Annotated in this window: 15 protein-coding genes and 1 pseudogene; 11 read left to right on the top strand and 5 right to left on the bottom strand. The window is 64.5% G+C overall.

The genetic code is table 11. The features are described 5' to 3' along the window. The first annotated feature begins 103 nt into the window (after window positions 1-103). From NKJ46_RS16890 to NKJ46_RS16900, 3 genes are all read left to right on the top strand, one after another. Window positions 104-550: a FixH family protein gene (locus NKJ46_RS16890; RefSeq protein ID WP_352666080.1), complete on the top strand. Its 447-nt coding sequence runs from the start codon at window positions 104-106 to the stop codon at window positions 548-550. Between the two features lie 7 nt (window positions 551-557). Then, window positions 558-1,757 carry a cytochrome-c peroxidase gene (locus NKJ46_RS16895; RefSeq protein WP_352665996.1) on the top strand — a complete coding sequence of 400 codons (1,200 nt, stop codon included), beginning with the start codon at window positions 558-560 and terminating at the stop codon, window positions 1,755-1,757. Window positions 1,758-1,886: 129 nt separating this feature from the next. Then, a complete protein-coding gene (locus NKJ46_RS16900) occupies window positions 1,887-2,618 on the top strand; it encodes a cysteine hydrolase family protein (RefSeq protein WP_352665997.1) in 732 nt (243 codons plus the stop codon). Between the two features lie 21 nt (window positions 2,619-2,639). Here NKJ46_RS16900 and NKJ46_RS16905 read toward each other — a convergent pair whose 3' ends face one another. Beyond that, window positions 2,640-3,092: an Lrp/AsnC family transcriptional regulator gene (locus NKJ46_RS16905; protein ID WP_352665998.1), complete on the bottom strand. Its 453-nt coding sequence runs from the start codon at window positions 3,090-3,092 to the stop codon at window positions 2,640-2,642. Window positions 3,093-3,254: 162 nt separating this feature from the next. Here NKJ46_RS16905 and putA point away from each other — a divergent pair, with 162 nt between their 5' ends. Then, window positions 3,255-6,866: a bifunctional proline dehydrogenase/L-glutamate gamma-semialdehyde dehydrogenase PutA gene (putA, locus tag NKJ46_RS16910; protein WP_352665999.1), complete on the top strand. Its 3,612-nt coding sequence runs from the start codon at window positions 3,255-3,257 to the stop codon at window positions 6,864-6,866. 69 nt (window positions 6,867-6,935) lie between these two features. On the opposite strand, the gene tolA is transcribed toward putA, so the two are convergent. The 3 genes from tolA to NKJ46_RS16925 are packed head-to-tail and all read right to left on the bottom strand — an operon-like array spanning window position 6,936 to window position 10,915. Then, window positions 6,936-8,267 carry a cell envelope integrity protein TolA gene (gene tolA, locus NKJ46_RS16915; RefSeq protein ID WP_352666000.1) on the bottom strand — a complete coding sequence of 444 codons (1,332 nt, stop codon included), beginning with the start codon at window positions 8,265-8,267 and terminating at the stop codon, window positions 6,936-6,938. Window positions 8,268-8,270: 3 nt separating this feature from the next. Then, entirely contained in the window at window positions 8,271-8,702 is a 432-nt protein-coding gene (locus NKJ46_RS16920; RefSeq protein WP_352666001.1) for a hypothetical protein, read from the bottom strand. 5 nt (window positions 8,703-8,707) lie between these two features. Then, window positions 8,708-10,915, bottom strand: coding sequence for a TonB-dependent hemoglobin/transferrin/lactoferrin family receptor (locus NKJ46_RS16925; RefSeq protein ID WP_502903411.1), 2,208 nt, complete (start codon window positions 10,913-10,915; stop codon window positions 8,708-8,710). Between the two features lie 201 nt (window positions 10,916-11,116). Here NKJ46_RS16925 and hemP point away from each other — a divergent pair, with 201 nt between their 5' ends. The 5 genes from hemP (at window position 11,117) to NKJ46_RS16950 (ending at window position 15,364) form a co-directional block, all read left to right on the top strand. Next, window positions 11,117-11,323 (top strand): hemin uptake protein HemP, encoded by a 207-nt coding sequence (hemP, locus tag NKJ46_RS16930; protein WP_352451949.1) that lies wholly within the window; start codon window positions 11,117-11,119, stop codon window positions 11,321-11,323. A gap of 9 nt (window positions 11,324-11,332) precedes the next feature. Next, window positions 11,333-12,391, top strand: a complete 1,059-nt coding sequence (locus NKJ46_RS16935; protein WP_352666003.1) for a hemin-degrading factor — start codon at window positions 11,333-11,335, stop codon at window positions 12,389-12,391. Between the two features lie 11 nt (window positions 12,392-12,402). Further along, a complete protein-coding gene (locus tag NKJ46_RS16940; protein WP_352666004.1) occupies window positions 12,403-13,311 on the top strand; it encodes a heme/hemin ABC transporter substrate-binding protein in 909 nt (302 codons plus the stop codon). 5 nt (window positions 13,312-13,316) lie between these two features. Further along, window positions 13,317-14,420: a FecCD family ABC transporter permease gene (locus NKJ46_RS16945; protein ID WP_352666005.1), complete on the top strand. Its 1,104-nt coding sequence runs from the start codon at window positions 13,317-13,319 to the stop codon at window positions 14,418-14,420. A 155-nt stretch (window positions 14,421-14,575) separates the two neighbouring features. Next, window positions 14,576-15,364, top strand: coding sequence for a heme ABC transporter ATP-binding protein (locus NKJ46_RS16950; RefSeq protein WP_352666006.1), 789 nt, complete (start codon window positions 14,576-14,578; stop codon window positions 15,362-15,364). A 13-nt stretch (window positions 15,365-15,377) separates the two neighbouring features. Here NKJ46_RS16950 and rirA read toward each other — a convergent pair whose 3' ends face one another. Then, a complete protein-coding gene (rirA, locus tag NKJ46_RS16955; protein ID WP_352666007.1) occupies window positions 15,378-15,839 on the bottom strand; it encodes an iron-responsive transcriptional regulator RirA in 462 nt (153 codons plus the stop codon). Between the two features lie 191 nt (window positions 15,840-16,030). Between rirA and NKJ46_RS16960 the strand changes: the two are divergent. After that, window positions 16,031-17,335: pseudogene (locus NKJ46_RS16960) on the top strand (DUF445 domain-containing protein). An 84-nt stretch (window positions 17,336-17,419) separates the two neighbouring features. After that, window positions 17,420-17,848, top strand: a complete 429-nt coding sequence (locus tag NKJ46_RS16965; RefSeq protein WP_352666008.1) for a phasin family protein — start codon at window positions 17,420-17,422, stop codon at window positions 17,846-17,848. Window positions 17,849-17,895: the final 47 nt, after the last annotated feature.

The raw sequence follows: 17,895 nt of genomic DNA on the forward strand, positions 1-17,895 counted from the left end.
GCCATGCTCGGCGACGGCGGATTCTTGCACTGGGCGCGATTTCCCACAGGGGCGTGGGACGCGATCTGCCCAGCGAAACGTTATCCGCAGAACAGGAATGGGTTTGGCATCGTTATGGCGTTATCTTCTTGGAGGCCTCGGCCTGGCTGCCTTGCTCGCCGGCGTGCTGGTAATCGTCTATCTGACGGCGCCGCATGCGCCGCAACCAAGCTCGGACGTCGTCCATTCCAAGACGACGGCGAACAAGCTGTTCGTGGCGACTTTCGAGCCCGAGAAAGGCGTCATCCGGCAGGGCGAACTGGAATCCTGGCTGCTCACGCTCAAAACCGTCGAGGGTGCGCCTGTGGAAGGTGCTGCGATAACGATTTCCGGCGGCATGCCGCGGCACAAGCACGGCCTGCCAACCAGCCCGCAGGCGACCGATTACCTCGGCGCGGGGCACTATCGCATCGACGGCGTCAAATTCACGATGAGCGGGTGGTGGCAGTTGCATTTTGCCATTTCCGCTGCGGCCGGTTCGGACACTGTCGTCTTCAACGTGGTGCTGTGAGGCACTGATGAGCCGGTTTTCCAGCCTTCTCGCGTTGGTGATGGTAGCCGTGCTCGCCGGCTGCAGCAGACCGGAGTTTTCCGATGCCGAAAAGCAGACCATCGCCTCGCTGGCGCTGTCCAAGCTGCCGCCGCTGAAGCCCGACACCACCAATCGCTTCGCCGATGTGCCGGCCGCCGCGGCACTCGGCTCGACGCTGTTTTTCGACACCGGGATGAGCGGCGGCGGCACGGTATCATGCTCGACCTGCCACAAGATCGACCGCCAGTTCCAGGACGACCTGCCGCAAGCGGTCGGCGTCGGCCGCACCAACCGGCGTACCATGCCGTTGGCCGGCGTCGCGCATGATCCCTGGTTCTTCTGGGACGGGCGGCGCGACAGCCTGTGGGCGCAAGCGCTGACACCGCTCGAAAATCCACTGGAGCAGGCCGGCAACCGCGCCGCCTTCGCGCATTACATCAAGGCCCGGTTCGGCGAGCGCTACGAGCGCATCTTCGGGCCGCTGCCCAACCTTTCGGGCGTGCCGTCCAATGCCAGCCCGCTCGGCACCGATGCCGAGAAGGCGGCCTGGAACGCCATGCCCGCCAGCCAAGCCGAGGAGGTCAACCGCGTCTTTGCCAACATCGGCAAGGCGATCGCCGCCTTCGAGCGCTCGATCGCGCCGCCGCAGACACGCTTCGACCGCTTTGCCATCGACCTGGCTGCGGGCGCCGAGCCGAAAGGCGACGCCGCCTTTTCGCCGGAGGAAATCCTCGGCCTGAAGCTGTTCATCGGCAAGGCCAATTGCGTGACCTGCCACAACGGCCCGCGTTTTACCGACGGCAGCTTCCACAACACCGGCGTGCCGCCGGTCGCAGGCCTGCCGCCGGATCGCGGCCGCGTCGATGCGGTGCGCCAAGTCGAGGCCGATCCGTTCAACTGTTTCGGCGCCTTTCGCGACGGCGATGCCAGCGCCTGCCGCGAACTGCGCTTCATGGTCAAGACCGGGCCGGAACTCGTCCGCGCCTACAAGACGCCGTCGCTGCGCGGCGCCGCCACCCGGCCGCCCTACATGCATGCCGGGCAGTTTTCCTCGCTCGACGAAGTGGTGGCGCATTATTCCAAGGCGCTGGCAAGTGTCGAAGGCACATCCGAGATCCACCCGCTGCAGCTCTCTGACCGCGAGCGCGCGGCGCTGGTGGCGTTTTTGAAGACGCTGGCGGAGTGAGGCCGGGTTAGTCTGCGACAAGAGCGGACCATCGTCTTGGGCCGCCAAGTAACGTTGACACGATGCAGGGTCGCTGCTCATGATAACAAAGGCGCAAAGTGCGATACCTCAGGCTGTGGGAGGATAAAAATGCAGCCACTTGTCATCGACGCAAAACCTCAACCTGTTTCAATTGACCCCGCCAAGACTGCAGTTCTCGTTGTGGACATGCAGAATGACTTCGGCTCGAAAGGCGGGATGTTCGACAGAGCCGGCATCAATATCTCCGGGATTCAAAAGGCTGTCGGCCCTACTGCAACTGTAACAGCGGCCGCTCGCAAGTTGAGACTGCCCGTCATCTATCTGAAGATGGGGTATCATTCCGATCTTTCAGATCTCGGGACATCGGATGCCCCCAATCGTCTCCGACATCTCCAGATCTTTGGGGTCGGTGAGAAAATGACAGCGCCGGATGGCAGTGAGAGCCGGATTCTGATCCGCGACAACTGGGGAACAGATATCGTCAACGACCTCAAGCCGGAGGCGGGGGATGTTGTCCTCTACAAAACCCGGTTCAGCGGCTTCTACGAGACCGAACTCGATGCTGTTCTGAAGGCCGCAGGCATCAAACAGCTCATCGTGACTGGGTGCACGACGAGCGTGTGTGTGGAGTCGACAATTCGGGATGCCTTCTTCAGGGACTATCACTGCATCCTGCTGACGGATTGCACGAGCGAACCGATCGCATTGGACGCCCCACGGAGCAACCATGACGCCTCGATTACGCTCGTGCAGATACTCTTTGGATGGACATCGACGTCCGACCATTTCCTGAAGGCGATCGAGGAGCAATTTCAGGAGCGTCTTGAACGAGCCGGATGAGCTGACGAGCTCGGTGAGCGCCTATCGATCCTTCACCGTCTCCATCGCGACAAACGTCGAGGTCTGGGCGACGTGCGGCAGGGCAGAGATGCGCTCGCCGAGCACGCGGCGGTAGGCGGCGATGTCGGTGGTGCGTACCTTCAGCAGATAGTCGAAGCTCGATGCCATCATGTGGCACTGCTCGATCTCCGGCACCGCCTGCACGGCGCGGTTGAAGGCGTCGAGCGCGGCCGAGCGGGTGTCGGACAGTTTCACCTGGACGAAGGCGACATGGCCTTCGCCCATGCGCTCGCGGTCGACGATCGCCTGGTAGCCCCTGATAAAGCCGTCCTTCTCCAGCCGTTTGACCCGTGCCTGCACCGGCGTCTTCGACAGGCCGACTTTCGCCGCCAGTTCCGACATGGAAAGCCGGCCATTGCTGCCCAGAGCCGACAGGATGTTCCTGTCGATCCGGTCCAATTGGTCTTCTGTCACTGGATTCCTGGTCGAATTGGAGGTGATCAGTCCTAATGATAGATCGATCGATCTGTTCTGTCGACTTCTTTGGACCGACTGCAATCCGCACTTATGTTAGCTTGCGCCATTCGGTCCGGTGACCGCCGGCCCGCACCCTTATGCTCGCTCTACAGGACCGCCATGCCAGCGCTCGACACCATCCGCCAGCAGATCCGTGCCAATTATTTGCCCGACGAAGACCAGGCGGTGAGGCGGCTGGCCGAGGCGGCCGGGCTGTTCGTGCAAGACCGCAAGGCGATTTCGGCCCGTGCCGCCGATCTGGTGCGCGCGGTGCGCGGCTCGTCCGATCCGCGGTTGATGGAGGTCTTCCTGTCAGCCTATGGCCTCTCGACCAAAGAGGGCGTGGCGCTGATGTGCCTGGCCGAGGCGCTGCTGCGCGTGCCCGACACCGAGACGATGGACGACCTCATCGCCGACAAGATTGCGCCGCACGACTGGTCGGCGCATTCGGGCGGCTCGAGCTCGATCTTCATCAATGCGTCGACGTGGGCGCTGATGCTGACCGGCCGCGTGCTTGACGAAGGCGAGGGCGGCATCGAAGGCACGCTGCGCGCCATGGTGCGCCGGCTGGGCGAGCCGGTCATCCGCAAGGCGGTGGCGGCGGCGATGCGCGAGATGGGTGAGCAGTTCGTGCTCGGCCGCACCATTGCCGAGGCGGTCAGGCGCGGCCGTCCGATGACGCAGAAGGGCTATCTCTATTCTTTCGACATGCTGGGCGAGGCGGCCCGCACCGAGGCCGACGCACTGCGCTACCTCAAGGCATATGCCGACGCCATCTCCTCGCTCGACGCCGGCGCCAACGGCCCCGACATCCGCCAGAACCACGGCATTTCGGTAAAACTGTCGGCGCTGCATCCGCGCTATGAAGTGACGCAGAAGGAAAAGATGCTGCCCGTCATGGCCGAGCGGCTGCTGTCGCTGGCGCTGGCGGCGCGCCATTCGCGCATGGGGCTCAATATCGATGCCGAGGAGGCCGACCGCCTCGATTTGTCGCTCGACGTCATCGAACGGGTGCTGGCCGAGCCGGAGCTGGCCGGCTGGAACGGCTTTGGCGTCGTCGTGCAGGCCTATGGCCCGCGCGCCGCTTTCGTCATCGACTGGCTCTACGAACTGGCGAGGAAATACGACCGCAGCATCATGGTGCGGCTGGTCAAGGGTGCCTATTGGGACACCGAGATCAAGCGGGCGCAGACGCTCGGGCTCGACGGCTATCCGGTCTTTACCCGCAAGGCCAACACCGACGTCTCCTACCTGGCCTGCGCTAAGAAGCTGTTGGCGATGACCGATCGCATCTATCCGCAATTCGCCACACATAACGCCCACACCGTCGCCGCCATCCTGTCGATGACGACGGACCGCGATACATTCGAGTTCCAGCGGCTGCACGGCATGGGAGAGGCGCTGCATGAGACGGTGCGCAAGGCCGAAGGCACGCGCTGCCGCATCTATGCGCCGGTCGGCGCGCATTCCGACCTGCTCGCCTACCTGGTCCGCCGGCTGCTCGAAAACGGCGCCAACTCCTCCTTTGTCCACCAGCTCACCGACGAGGAGGTCGAGCCTGAGGACATCGCCCGCGACCCGCTCGAGACGGTGGAGAAACAAGGCCCCGCCGCCAATCCGGCGATCGTGCCGCCGTCGGCGATCTTTGGCCCCGGCCGGCGCAATTCCAAGGGTTTCGACATCACCGACACGCTGACGCTGGCTGCGATCGACAAGGCGAGGGCCGAGTTCGCCGGGCCGGAGCGCTGGCACGCCAAGCCGGTCAGCCGCGCCGCCGGCTACGGCAAGCAGCGTCCGGTCGTTAATCCGGCAAAACCTTCGGAAGTGGTCGGCACGGTCAGCGAGGCCGGCGCCAAGCAGGTCGAAACCGCCGTGCGCATCGCCGTCGAGGCACAACCGGCATGGGCAAGACGCCCGGTCGCCGAGCGCGCCGCCATCCTCAACCGGGCAGCCGATCTCTACGAGGCGAACGCCGTCGAGTTCTTTGCGCTGGCCGCCCGCGAGGCCGGCAAGTCACTGGCCGACGGCGTTGCCGAGGTGCGCGAGGCGGTCGACTTCCTGCGCTACTATGCGGCTGAGGCCGCCAATGCCGAGGCGGGCACCGAGGCGCGCGGCGCCATCGCCTGCATCTCGCCGTGGAATTTTCCGCTGGCCATCTTCACCGGGCAGATTGCGGCGGCACTCGTCACCGGTAATTCCGTCATCGCCAAACCGGCCGAGCAGACGCCGCTGATCGCCTTCCGCTCCGTCCAGCTGCTGCGCGAGGCCGGCGTGCCGGAAGACGTCATCCAGCTTCTGCCCGGCGACGGTCCCTCGGTCGGCAGCCCGCTGACCGCCGATCCGCGCATTGCCGGGGTCTGCTTCACCGGCTCGACCGAGGTCGCCAAGCTGATCGAAAAGCAGCTCGCCGACACCGCCGCGCCCGACGCCATGCTGATCGCCGAGACCGGCGGCCTGAACGCCATGATCGTCGATTCCACTGCGCTGCCGGAACAGGCGGTGCGCGACATCCTCGCCTCCGCCTTCCAGAGTGCCGGCCAGCGCTGCTCGGCATTGCGCATGCTCTACGTGCAGAAGGACGTCGAGAAGAAGATGCTGGAGATGCTGAAGGGCGCGATGGAAGCGCTCAGCCTCGGCGACCCCTGGCGGATCTCGACCGATGTGGGCCCGGTCATCGACGACGAGGCGCAGGCGTCGATCCGCGACTATTGCACGAAAATGGGCCTGCAGGGCCGGCTGATCGCCAAGCTCGAAGCGCCGAAGGACGGGCGCTTCGTCGCGCCCCACGTCTTTCGGGTCAAGGGCATCGAGGAGTTGGAGCGCGAGGTGTTCGGCCCGGTGCTGCATGTCGCCACCTTCGATGCCGACGAGATCGATGCGGTGATCGCCGCGATCAACCGCAAGGGCTATGGCCTGACCTTCGGCCTGCACACCCGCATCGAAGGCCGCGCCCAGCATTTCGTCGATGGCATCCATGCCGGCAACATCTACGTCAACCGCAACCAGATCGGCGCCGTCGTCGGCGCGCAGCCGTTCGGCGGCGAGGGCCTTTCCGGCACCGGGCCGAAGGCCGGCGGGCCACATTATCTCCGGCGCTTCCGCAAGGGACCGGAGGCCGGCACCCATCTTGCCGAAGGCCGCAAGGTGACGGCGACCGAGCTCGCCGACAATCTGCCGGACCCGGCGTTGGGCGGCTGGTCGACGCGTCCAGATCGTGTCGCCATCCTGAGGAAATATCTGCGCGGCAAGGGTGCCGCGGCCATCGGCACTGCAGCCGCGATCGATTTCGGCCAGGTCGACCTGCCCGGGCCGACCGGCGAGGCCAACACGCTGTCGCTGTCGCCGCGCGGCCGCGTGCTGTGCCTTGGTCCCGACGCGGATACGCTGCTTGCCCAGGCGATCCAGGCGCTGGCCGCCGGTAATGCGGTGCTCGCCGTCGCCCCAGGCGCGCCGGCGGCACTGTCGGCGCTGACCGGCAAGGGCCTGCCGCTGGCGGCGATCGACGGCCGTCCGGACCCGGTCGAAGCGCGCTCGCTGCGCGTCGACGTGGTTGCCTTTTCCGGCACGCCCGAGGCCGCGCGCATCGTGCGCAAGGTCATCGCCGAGCGCGCCGGCCCGATCGTGCCGCTGATCAGCGAAGTCTATTATCCGGCCGCCTATGCGCACGAGCGCGCCGTCTGCGTCGACACCACGGCGGCGGGCGGCAATGCCAGCCTGCTGGCCGCTGCGTAGGGTTTCGCCAGGGCTCGCGTGTCGCGGGCAGGGGCGGCGCCGACTTTGGTGCCGGCATGGGGACGGTCGCTACCTGATACCGAGCGGCACCTCGAACTGCCAGGCCGAGCGACCGGCTCCGTCTGGAATCGGCGGAAACGGAGATGCCCGGCGGACCGCGTCGAGTGCGGCCTTGTCCAGCGCGGTAACACCCGAACTGCCCGTCAGCCTGGCCGACCGGACGTTGCCATTCGAGCCGACGGTAAAGGCAACGGTTGCTGTGCCGGTGGCGCGCGTGCGTGTCGAATTGAAGGCCCGCACCAGCTTTGACCTGATCTTGCCGGGGTAGTTCGTGACGGCTGCATTGCCGATGCCTGATTTGCCGCCCCTGCTGGCGGTCAGGAGCTTGCCGTCCTTCCTGCCGTCGGCCATGCCGCGCGCGACATCCGTTTCGTCACGGCCGCCGGAGCCGGTCTTTCTCTTCTTGGAATCGGCTTTGGCAAGTGCCTTGCCCGACTTCTTGCGCAGGGTCGGCTTTTCAGGCTCATCTGGTTCGGCTTTCCCGGCCGGCTTTTTCTGCGCGGTTGCCTTCTTCGGCTGCTTGGGCTTCGGCCTGTCCGGCTTCGGTTCTTCCGCCGCGCCGACTGTCTCGGTCGTCTGAACTGTTTCGGCTGGCCTCGGAGCGGCTGGTACCGGCATGCTTGTCTCGACAAGCTCGGCCGTTTCGGCGGCGCCGACTGGCGGCGGCACGGCATTGTCGTCGGCAGGCACCAGCCTGTCGGTCGCGAGAATGTCGGGCGACGGATCCTGGCGGGCAGGCTGGACGGGTTGGGCAGGTGCTGGCTCGGTGCGATCGGCAAGGGCAGCAGTTTCCGTGGCGGCCTCGCTGACCGGCTCGACCACTTCTGTTCCCGATGCTTCGGCCGCGTCAGTGACCGGCTGGAGCGTCTCCTCGGCCGCGGTCGCCTGTGCCTCGACCGTTTCGACGGGCTTGGCCTCGAGCATGGTCACCATCGTTACGTTGGCCACTTCCGGGTCATCTGCGGCATCGCCGGCCGCCTGCTGCGGATCGGCGCCGAGCAGCATTTCGCCGTGCTGGTCGGCACCTTCGATCTTTGGCCGATCGTCCGGCAGCGTGAGAAAGGCCAGCGCCACCGCTACGTGGAATGCGCAAGAGCAGGTGATCGCCACCGTCCAGTTGCGGCGCCGCTGCTTCCGTCGTGCCTGCCGCAATGGCTCCGCCGGCACCGTAGGCAAGTCGCCGTCGGCATCGACGATGTAACCGTCTTCCGGCCTGTCGCGCAGCGAAACACGCAGCGCCCCGCGCGGGATGGCGAAATCCGGATCATCCGGCTCCGGCGGCAGGAAACCGGCTAGCGGCCACGGCACAGCGTTTCGTGCGAAGGCGGGTTCCAGTCCCAAAATTCAGACCCCGAAGGCGATGCCGGTCCTAGTCTGCGCCTTCAGCCCGCGCATGCAGGCATTCGGCTCGGCGCCGGCGCATTCCGTGGCGCTATTGATCAACACGCGGCTGACCTTGCCGCAATCGGTGCCGGCAAGGTCGAAACGCGTCACCTTGGTCTTGCCTGCCGGCAGCTCCTTGAAATCGAGCACGGTCAGCCGATCGACGACGCCGGCCTCATTGAACAATGCGATCTCGAATGCCGCCTTGGACAGACCGGCGCCGAGATTGTTGGTGACCACGAACGTCAGGCGGCAGCCCTTGTCGGAAGGCTGCGCGCCGTTGAGCTCGAGGAAAAGCGCCGGCACTTGCTGTTGTGTCCACGCCGGAGCCGCCGCAAGCAATATTGCCAGCACCGCGGCGAACAGACGAAGGGATGCCGTCATGCCTGTCATTGTCGTCAGCCTCCAAACCTCATGGTCGCCGCCAGCTTCAGGGTGACGCCGGGCTCGTAGACGACGCTCGTCGTCGATGCGTTCAGCGGGTTGGCGTATTTGACGTCGAACAGATTGTCGGCGCGGAAATCGACCTTGAAATTGTCGGTCGCCTGGTAGCTGGCGAAGGCATTGACCAGCGTGTAGTCCCTGGCCACCGGGTTGCCCTGCGGCTTGCCGTTGTATTGCACTTCGCCGCCGATGGTCAGCCGGTCCTCGAGAAAGCGCAAGCCGAGTTGCCCGGTGATCTGGGAGGAGGGGACGGTGACAAGGTCCGCCCGTTCGCCTTCATAGGAAATCGTGTGGCCGTCGGTGATCGAGGCGGACAGGCCGGCAAAGCCCCAGGCGGCGTCATAGACGCCCTCCATCTCGAAGCCGTGGATCTTGGCCTTGGCGAAATTCTGATACTGGAAACAGATCGGTATGCCCGGACCGAACGGGCAGCCGCTGGTCGGGTCGAACGCCGATAGGGTCACGCCGTCGATGTAGTCGTCGACATTGTTGTTGAAATAGGCCGCCTTCAGCCGCAACGCGTCTTCGGCCTCAATGACGCCGTTGGTGCTGTAATTGACGCCGAATTCCACGGTCTTGCCGGTTTCGGGCTTGAGATTGGGATTGGGGAGGAACGGAAAGCTGACGCCTGCCGGATGATTGCCGCTGATCAGGGTCTCCGACAGCGACGGAGAACGGTAGCCTTCCGCATAGGTGCCGTAGAATTGCAGCCCGGAAAGGCTGGCGGTTTCGAAGGGCGAAACGCCCACTGTGATGCGTGGCGACAGCCGGTTGCCCGAGGTTTCGCCGACATCGCTGTCGAGCTTGTAGCTGTCGTAACGCAGCCCGGCGATGACCTCGAGCCAGTCCCAGGTGAGCTTGTCCTGGACGAAAGCGCCGGAGACGTTCCTGTTGCCCGAGGGCGTGTAGAAACTGTCGCCGCCCGCCGTGCCGCCTGTCTCGACATCGTCGCCAACCCAGTCGCCGCCATAGGTCAGCTCATGCGCAATGCCGACGGTCTCGAATCTCGACGTGTTCCAGATGTCGATGCCGGAGGTGCCGATGTCGAACGTCGATTTCGAGCCCGCCGGCAAAACCACGGGCAGGCCGGTGACCGGATCAAACCGGTTTTGCGCGACAAGGGTCGTCAGATCGAGCTTAGTCTTGTTGTAGGAGACGTTGATGTGGAGATCGAGCCAGCTTTTGTCTTCGTCGGTGATGTTGTAGCGGGCCGTGAAGGTATTCGCCTTCAGGTCGGCGTCGTTCACCGGCGCGCTGCCGCTGGTCTCGGTCCATCCGTCGTTCGAGCCGATCCAGCCGAGCTTCAGCTCGCTGTTTTCGCTGGGGCGGATGGTCGTCTTGAGGAGGCCGCTCAAGACGTCGAAGCCGGTGCCCGCTACAGTGGCGCCGCCGCCATGCTTGTAGTCGTCATAGTCGCGGTAGACGATATTGCCGAGCACGTCCCAGTTCTCGTTGATCCGATAGGCGCCGCTGGCACTGGTGGTCCAGCCTTCGCCGTTGGTTTCGTAGCGCCCGGTCGCAGATGCCGCCCAGGTCTCGTCCGGCTTGAGGAAATCCTGCGCGTCCTTGGTGTCGAAAAAGACGACGCCGCCGATCGCCCCGGAGCCATAGGTGTTGGCGACCGGGCCGCGGATCACATCGACGGATTTGATCAGTTCCGGATCGATGTAGAAGGTCGATTGCGTACCGTGATCCGAGCGCTGAAAATTCTGGCGGGCGCCGTCGACGATGACGGAGACGCGGCCGAAATCCTGCAGGCCGCGGATGTTGATGCTGGAGCTGACACGCCTTGCGTCGGCCTGGACGGCGACACCCGGCACACCGAACAGCATCTCGTTGGGCGTCGTCGCCATGCGGCGCTCGAGCTGTTCCTCGTCGACATGGCTGGCTGAAGCAAGCGACTCGATCGCCGTCTCGCCGGTACGGCTGAGGATCAGGATCTTGTCGAGCAGCGTGGTACCCGCCGGCTTTGTCTTTTCGGGCTGTTGAGACCGGTCAGTCTGCTGCTGGTCAGTTGCCGGTTGGGCGGCCTGCTGGGCGCCGGCCGGTGTGGCGAGCAGCGGGATCGCCGCCGCGCCGGCCAGCAACGCGGCCATTTTGCTTGTCATAGAACAGTGTGTTAGGCCGCTGCCCGCCAGCCGTCCCCAATTCGCCAACCCCATGCTGCAACTCCAAGAATCCATGTTCGATGCTGGCTGGCTTGGGGCTCGCTGGCATTTTTCATCGCGTCCGGCGTCTTAAATGTTGACTCATTTACTCCGGTATTGCACTGCTAGATAACATGACCATTCGAGTCAAGAATTGAATCGGCATTTCACGCAGGCGCCGAGCCAGATGCCCGGCACAGGAAAGGGAGCGAACCCATGAACACGCACAATCCCAGCGACTTTCGCTATCGCGTCCGCCGTTCCGACGAAAATTCCGTCCGTTTCGACCGGGTCCAATCGGCCGTGAGAACGCTGTCAAGCAACACGCTGTTCCAGGGCGAGCACGAGATCGGCATCGAGCATCATGGTGCGCTGTACCGGCTGAAGATCACCCGGCAGGGCAAGCTCATCCTCAACAAGTAGGTGGTAGAAATGGACCAGCGCGTAAAACCCGCTCCGCACGAGATCCGGCGGGCACGGGCAGACAATCCGAAAATGCGCGAGCGCGATCTCGCCGCCCAGCTCGGTATTTCGGAGGCCGAACTGGTCGCCGCGCATTGCGGCGACGGCGTCGTGCGCGTCGAGCCGCGTGTCAACGACCTCTTGACTGGCCTGGAAGCTGTCGGTGAAGTGATGGCGCTGACCCGCAACGAAAGCGCGGTGCACGAGAAGATCGGCGTCTACGACAAGGTCGTCACCGGCAATCACAATGCCATGGTGCTCGGCGAAAACATCGACCTGCGCATCTTCCCGAAAGTCTGGGCGCACGGCTTCGCCGTGGAAAAGCGCGACGGCGCCGACATCCGACGCAGCCTGCAGTTCTTCGACACCGCAGGCGAGGCGATGCACAAGGTGCATCTCAGGCCAGCCTCCAACCTCTACGCCTATCAGAAGCTGGTGGCCGGGTTGGAATCGCCGAACCAGGAGCCGACGGTGGCGATTTCAGCGGGCACGGCTGACGAGACCGAGCCTGCGGACAACCCGGCGAGCATCGACGATCTGCGCGACCGCTGGAGCCAACTGACCGATGTGCACCAGTTCTTTGGCATGTTGAAGACACTGAAGATCAGTCGCCGCCAGGCGGTGCGTATGGTCGGCCAGGATTATGCCTGGCTGGTCGACAAGGATGCCGTGAACGCCATGTTCAACCACGCCGCTGCTGGCGCCATGCCGATCATGTGCTTTGTCGGCAATCGCGGCTGCATCCAGATCCATTCCGGCCCCGTCGCCTCGATCAAGCCGATGGGACCATGGCTCAACGTGCTCGACGAGACCTTCCACCTGCACCTGCGGACCGACCACATCGATGAGGTGTGGGCCGTGCGCAAGCCGACCAAGGACGGCCATGTCACGTCGCTCGAAGTCTATGGCGCTGACGGCAAGATGATCATCCAGTTCTTCGGTAAGCGGCATGAAGGCGAAAGCGAGCGCGAAGACTGGCGCTTTCTGGCCGAAAACCTGCCGCGTATCCCAAGCCCGACCGCAGCCTGAGGAAAACGACGATGGTTCTTTTCTCCAGGCTGGCATCGGTCTCCAGGTCGGCGCCTGGTCCTGCGGCCGCTGTTTTCCTGGCGTTCGCCGCGCTGATGCCGGCTCAAGCCGCCGAGGACATCGCGACTTTCGCCGACCGCTCGAGGATCGTAGCCATCGGCGGCTCGATCACCGAGATCGTCTACGCGCTCGGTGAACAGGATCGTCTTGTCGCGCGCGATTCGACCAGCCGCTATCCGCAAGCGGCGGCGGAACTGCCGGATGTCGGCTACATGCGCCAGCTGTCGCCGGAGGGTGTGCTGTCGGCCAATCCGTCGGGTATATTGGCCCTGCACGGCAGCGGACCGAAGGAAGCCGTCGACGTCTTGAAGAAATCAAGCATCCCGTTCATCGAGGTGCCCGAGCGCTACGACAATCAAGGCATTCTCGAAAAGATCCACATCGTCGGCAAGGCGCTCGGCACCGGGGCCAAGGCCGATGCGCTGGCGGCCCAGATTGACACCACGCTGAAGGCAGCCGAAAAGCAGACCGCCTCGATCAAGGATCGCAAGCGCATCCTGTTCGTGCTGTCGATGCAGGGCGGCAAGCTGCTTGCCGCCGGCAGCGACACCGCCGCCGACGGCATCATCAAGCTTGCGGGCGGCATCAACGCCATCGACGGCTTTGCCGGCTACAAGCAATTGTCGGACGAGGCAGTCATCACCGCCAGGCCCGACGCGATCCTGATGATGAACAATGCCGGGCCGGCAACCGCGGATGACGAATTGTTTTCGAACCCTGCCGTGGCTTCGACGCCGGCGGGTGCCGCCCGCAAGCTGATCCGCATGGACGGCGGCTATCTGCTCGGCTTTGGCCCGCGCACGGCCGACGCCATCCACGACCTCGCCGTCTCGCTCTATGGCGGCCAGGGCACGGATTGAGCGCGATGGCCGATCATTCGATCGCTGGTGCGGCGGGAATTATGGTGACGGCCGCCGAGGGTGACCGCTCGCGGCGCGCCCACCTCGTCATCGTGCTGCTCTGCGTCGGGCTGACTATCGCCGTGCTTTTGTCGCTGACCTCCGGCGCATCCGATGCCTCGGCCATCGGCGTCATGCGCGACTGGCTGTTCGGCGCGCCGCCCGGCGATGCGGCGTTGAGCGCCCGCGACCGCCTGATCATCCATGACATCCGTCTGCCGCGCATCATTCTGGGCGTGCTGATCGGCGCATCGCTTGCCGTGTCCGGTGCCGTCATGCAGGGGCTGTTCCGCAATCCCCTGGCCGACCCCGGCCTGATCGGCGTTTCGGCCGGATCGAGCCTCGGTGCGGTCGCCGTCATCGTGCTTGGCTCGACCATGCTGGCGCCGCTGACTTCGGCGCTCGGCACGATGGCTTTGCCGCTGGCCGCGTTCTGCGGCGGGCTGGCGACGACATTGCTGCTCTATCAGGTCGCGACACGGCAGGGCCGGACCTCGGTCGCCACCATGCTGCTCGCCGGCATCGCGCTGGCGGCGCTTGCCATGGCGCTGACCGGTATCCTGATCTTCATGGCCGACGACCGGCAATTGCGCGACCTGACCTTCTGGCAGCTCGGTTCGCTGGGCGGCGCAACCTGGCAAAAGATCGGCTCGGTCGGGCCGGTCATCGTGCTGGCGCTGGCGGCAATGCCGTTCCTGGCGCGCGGCCTCAACGCGCTGGCGCTGGGCGAGGCCACGGCCGGCCATCTCGGCATCCCGGTGCAGCGGCTGAAATACACCGCGATCGTCGGCGTCTCGGCAGCGGTCGGCGCCTCCGTCGCGGTCAGCGGCGGCATCGGCTTCGTCGGCATCGTCGTGCCGCATCTGCTGCGCCTGCTGATCGGCCCCGACAACCGTTACCTGCTGCCGGCATCGGCGCTGCTCGGCGCCGCGCTGCTGCTGTTGGCCGACGCCGTTGCCCGCACCATCGTGGCGCCTGCCGAATTGCCGATCGGCATCGTCACCGCGGTCGCCGGTGCGCCGTTCTTCCTGTGGATCCTGCTGCGTAAGCGCGGCGTCATCGACCTGTGAGAGACTGTTTGGGAACTCTACTCTGGCGGCCATCTGATGGCGTTTTCTGCGCTTCCGGTGCTCACGGACCCAAATGTCCGCTGCGCTCCGGTTCTCGAAACCACCACCATATGGCTCGCCAGAGCGATTTTCGAAACAGTCTCTAAGGGGTTCTTATGATCGAAGCGCGGGATGTCTCGGTGGCGATCGGCGGTAAGCGCATTGTCGCCAATGTCGATTGCGAGGCGCGGCCCGGCGAAATTGCGGCCATCGTCGGCCCCAACGGTTCGGGCAAGACGACCTTCCTCAAAGCACTGTCCGGCGACCTTCGCTATTCGGGAGAGGTCACCGTCAACGGCCGCAATCTGTCGGCGATGAAACCGGTCGAAGCGGCGACGGTGCGCGCGGTGCTGCCGCAGGCGACGACGCTGTCCTTCCCGTTTACCGTGCGTGAGATCGTCAGGCTGGGCCTGGTCGGCGGGCGCTCCGGCGCGTTGCCCGGCGAAGACCAGCGCCTGCCCGAACGGGCGCTGGCTCGCGTCGACCTCGACGGCTTTGCCGGCCGCTTCTACCAGGAGCTGTCCGGCGGCGAACAGCAGCGCGTGCAGCTTGCCCGTGTTCTGTGCCAGGTGTGGGCGCCGGTGCTCGACGGCAAGCCGCGCTATTTGTTCCTCGACGAGCCGGTGTCCAGCCTCGACATCAAACACCAGCTGATTATCATGGACATCGCGCGTGATTTCGCCAGACGCGGCGGCGGCGTGGTCGCCATCCTGCACGACCTCAATTTGACGGCGATGTATGCCGACCAGATTTTCGTCATGCATCGCGGCAAGCTCGCCGCTACAGGTTCGCCGCAACGGGTGCTCAGCGACGAGCTGATCGAAAAGGTCTTCGATTGCCGGCTGAAGGTTAGCGTGTTGCCGGCCGCAAACATGCCGTTCGTATTGCCGCAATCGGCAGCTTAGGCAATCAGAGAAATCAGGCGGCCGGCGCCCTTTGCACCAGCATGTCGATGCCGAGCAGGTGTCGCACATTCGGGCGCGCCGCCACCAGATCGGCGATCGTGTAGCGCGACAGCACGGCGAAGAAGGCGTTGAGCGCTTCGCGCAATGCCGAATTCAAGGCGCAGCTGTCGACCAGCGGGCATTCGGCGGCGTCGTTCTCGAAGCACTCGGCCATGGCAAAGCTTTCCTCCGTCACCCGCACGACATCAAACAGGTTGATTGATTCGGCCGCGCGGCCGAGCCTGACGCCGCCATTCCTGCCGCGCACCGTTTCGATCAGGCCGTTTTCGACCAGCGGCTGCAGGATCTTGAACAGGAAAAGTTCCGATACCGAATAGGCGGCGGCGATCTCGGGGATGCGGCTCAACCGCTCGGTGTTGGCGGCGCAATACATCAGAATGCGCATGGCGTAGTTGGTCTGACGGGTAAGCCGCATTGTGTCCTCACATAACAGTGGTTGGCGTCAATATGGCCCATAGTTTGGAACAATTCCAGACTGGCGCTGCATAATAGATGAATTGCGGCGTCAAGTTTGCGTGCACGATTGCGCGCACCGGAACCAGCGGCGCGCTTTCTGAGTAAGCGACACTAGATAAGTTCGCATAAATCGATCAGGAGCGGCCCACCATGTCACGACCAGCCCCGGCATTTGCATCTGTCGCATCCGTCCGGTTCGACGCCGATGCCGATGCCAAGCTTTCAGCGCTCAGGCGCACCAAATTCGTTGCCGCCGCAGCACTTGCGTTTTGCGTGCTGGTCTTTGCTGTGGCGAAATCGCTCGAGAGCCGGCATGCGTGGCTGGGCTTCGTCGCCGCTTTCGCCTAAGGGGCGACGATCGGCGGGCTGGCCGACTGGTATGCGGTGGTGGCGCTGTTTCGGCGGCCGCTTGGCCTGCCGATCCCGCATACGGCCATCATCCCGGAAAACCAGAACCGCATCGCGGACAATCTCGGCCGCTTCATCGAGGTCAATTTCCTGGCGCCGGAACCGGTGCGCGAAAAGCTCGCCGAGGTCGACTTTTCCGCGCTGGTCGCGGACTGGCTGGCCGACCCGAACCGCGCCGCCGACCTGTCGCGCTTCGTCGGCCGGCTGGTGCCGCAGACGCTGGCGGCGGTCGAGCAATCCGGACTGCGCGGCTTCGTCACCAGCCGTATGCTGGAGCAGATCGAAAAGGTGCCGCTGGCGCCGCTTGCCGCCGAGCTGCTGTCGGCGCTCACCGGCGATCGCCGCCACCAGAAACTGTTCGACGAGTTCACCAAGGTGGTCGGCCGCTTCCTGAGCGACGAGCAGGCGCTGGCGACGATGCGCGAGAAGATCCGCGAGGAACTGCCGTCGCTGTTCAACCTGTTTCGCGCCGACGCCTATCTGTTGAAGAAGATCGTTGCGTCGGCCGGCTCGCTGCTCGATGAGGTGCGGGCCGATCCGCACCATCCGATGCGAGCCGAATTCGACCTTTTCGTCGAAACCTTCGTCGAGCGGCTGAGGACATCCAAACAATATGCCAGGCGCGCCGAAAAGCTGAAGCGCGATTTCCTCGCCCGGCCGGAGCTCAGCGCGCTGGCCGGCGATATGTGGGACAGCATGCGGCTGTTCATCGAACAGGACGCCAAGGCGCCGAATTCGATGATCCGTGACCATCTCGCCACCATGTTCGTCGAGGTCGGCCGCCATCTTGCCGATGACGCGCAGATCAGGGCCGACATGAACCAGGGGTTCATCGTGGCGCTGGCCTCCTTCGTCGAAAGCCAGAAGAGCGGCGTGTCCAAATTCATCGCCGACCAAGTCAAGCGCTGGGACCTCGCGCAACTGACAAGGCTTATCGAAATGAACATCGGCAAGGACCTACAATATATCCGCTTCAACGGCATGATCATCGGTGGCCTTGCCGGGCTCGTGCTCTACACCGCCGAACGGCTGTTTCTCGTCGGCTGACTCGTCCGAATGGACCGCTGAGCTTTGCTGCACTATCTTCCGTGCAGTGGCGGCGTTCACGGCAACAGGGGGGAGAGAACCAGCATGGCAAAACGACCGGAGTCCGAGTCCTTCATCGACATGTTCGGCAAGTTCGGCCGCGACCTGAAGCTGCCGAATGTCGACGTCGAGGCGATCCTCGCTCACAACCGCAAAAACTTGGAAGCGCTGGAGAAGTCGGCCCGGGCGAGTGCCGCCGGAGCGTCGGCGCTGTTGTCCAGGCAACGCGAGATGCTGCAGGACACGCTGCGCGAAATCGCCGACATGGCACAAAGCTACAGGGCGCCCGGCAATCCGCAGGAAATGATGCAGAAGCAGGCGGCATTCGCCAGAAAATCGTTCGAGACCGCGCTGAAGAATGCCGGCGAGATGGCCGAACTGGCGAGGGTATCCGGCACCGAATCGATCGAAATCCTGCGCAGCCGCATCAAGGAGGCGATGGAGGAGATCCGCGCCGGCCACGACAAGAAGTAAGCTGTTCCCCGGCAGCACGCTTGCCGGCGGCGAAGACCGGCGGTTCG

Source organism: Mesorhizobium sp. M0166 (assembly GCF_040322255.1).
Classification (GTDB): domain Bacteria; phylum Pseudomonadota; class Alphaproteobacteria; order Rhizobiales; family Rhizobiaceae; genus Mesorhizobium.

Excerpts from the sequence above, each read along its gene's own strand:
- NKJ46_RS16895 (WP_352665996.1), top strand. The coding sequence starts at position 558 with ATGAGCCGGTTTTCCAGCCTTCTCGCGTTGGTGATGGTAGCCGTGCTC.
- NKJ46_RS16900 (WP_352665997.1), top strand. The coding sequence starts at position 1,887 with ATGCAGCCACTTGTCATCGACGCAAAACCTCAACCTGTTTCAATTGAC.
- putA (WP_352665999.1), top strand. The coding sequence starts at position 3,255 with ATGCCAGCGCTCGACACCATCCGCCAGCAGATCCGTGCCAATTATTTG.
- NKJ46_RS16920 (WP_352666001.1), bottom strand. The coding sequence starts at position 8,702 with ATGACAGGCATGACGGCATCCCTTCGTCTGTTCGCCGCGGTGCTGGCA.
- NKJ46_RS16925 (WP_502903411.1), bottom strand. The coding sequence starts at position 10,915 with ATGGGGTTGGCGAATTGGGGACGGCTGGCGGGCAGCGGCCTAACACAC.
- hemP (WP_352451949.1), top strand. The coding sequence starts at position 11,117 with ATGAACACGCACAATCCCAGCGACTTTCGCTATCGCGTCCGCCGTTCC.
- NKJ46_RS16935 (WP_352666003.1), top strand. The coding sequence starts at position 11,333 with ATGGACCAGCGCGTAAAACCCGCTCCGCACGAGATCCGGCGGGCACGG.
- NKJ46_RS16940 (WP_352666004.1), top strand. The coding sequence starts at position 12,403 with ATGGTTCTTTTCTCCAGGCTGGCATCGGTCTCCAGGTCGGCGCCTGGT.
- NKJ46_RS16945 (WP_352666005.1), top strand. The coding sequence starts at position 13,317 with ATGGCCGATCATTCGATCGCTGGTGCGGCGGGAATTATGGTGACGGCC.
- NKJ46_RS16950 (WP_352666006.1), top strand. The coding sequence starts at position 14,576 with ATGATCGAAGCGCGGGATGTCTCGGTGGCGATCGGCGGTAAGCGCATT.
- rirA (WP_352666007.1), bottom strand. The coding sequence starts at position 15,839 with ATGCGGCTTACCCGTCAGACCAACTACGCCATGCGCATTCTGATGTAT.
- NKJ46_RS16965 (WP_352666008.1), top strand. The coding sequence starts at position 17,420 with ATGGCAAAACGACCGGAGTCCGAGTCCTTCATCGACATGTTCGGCAAG.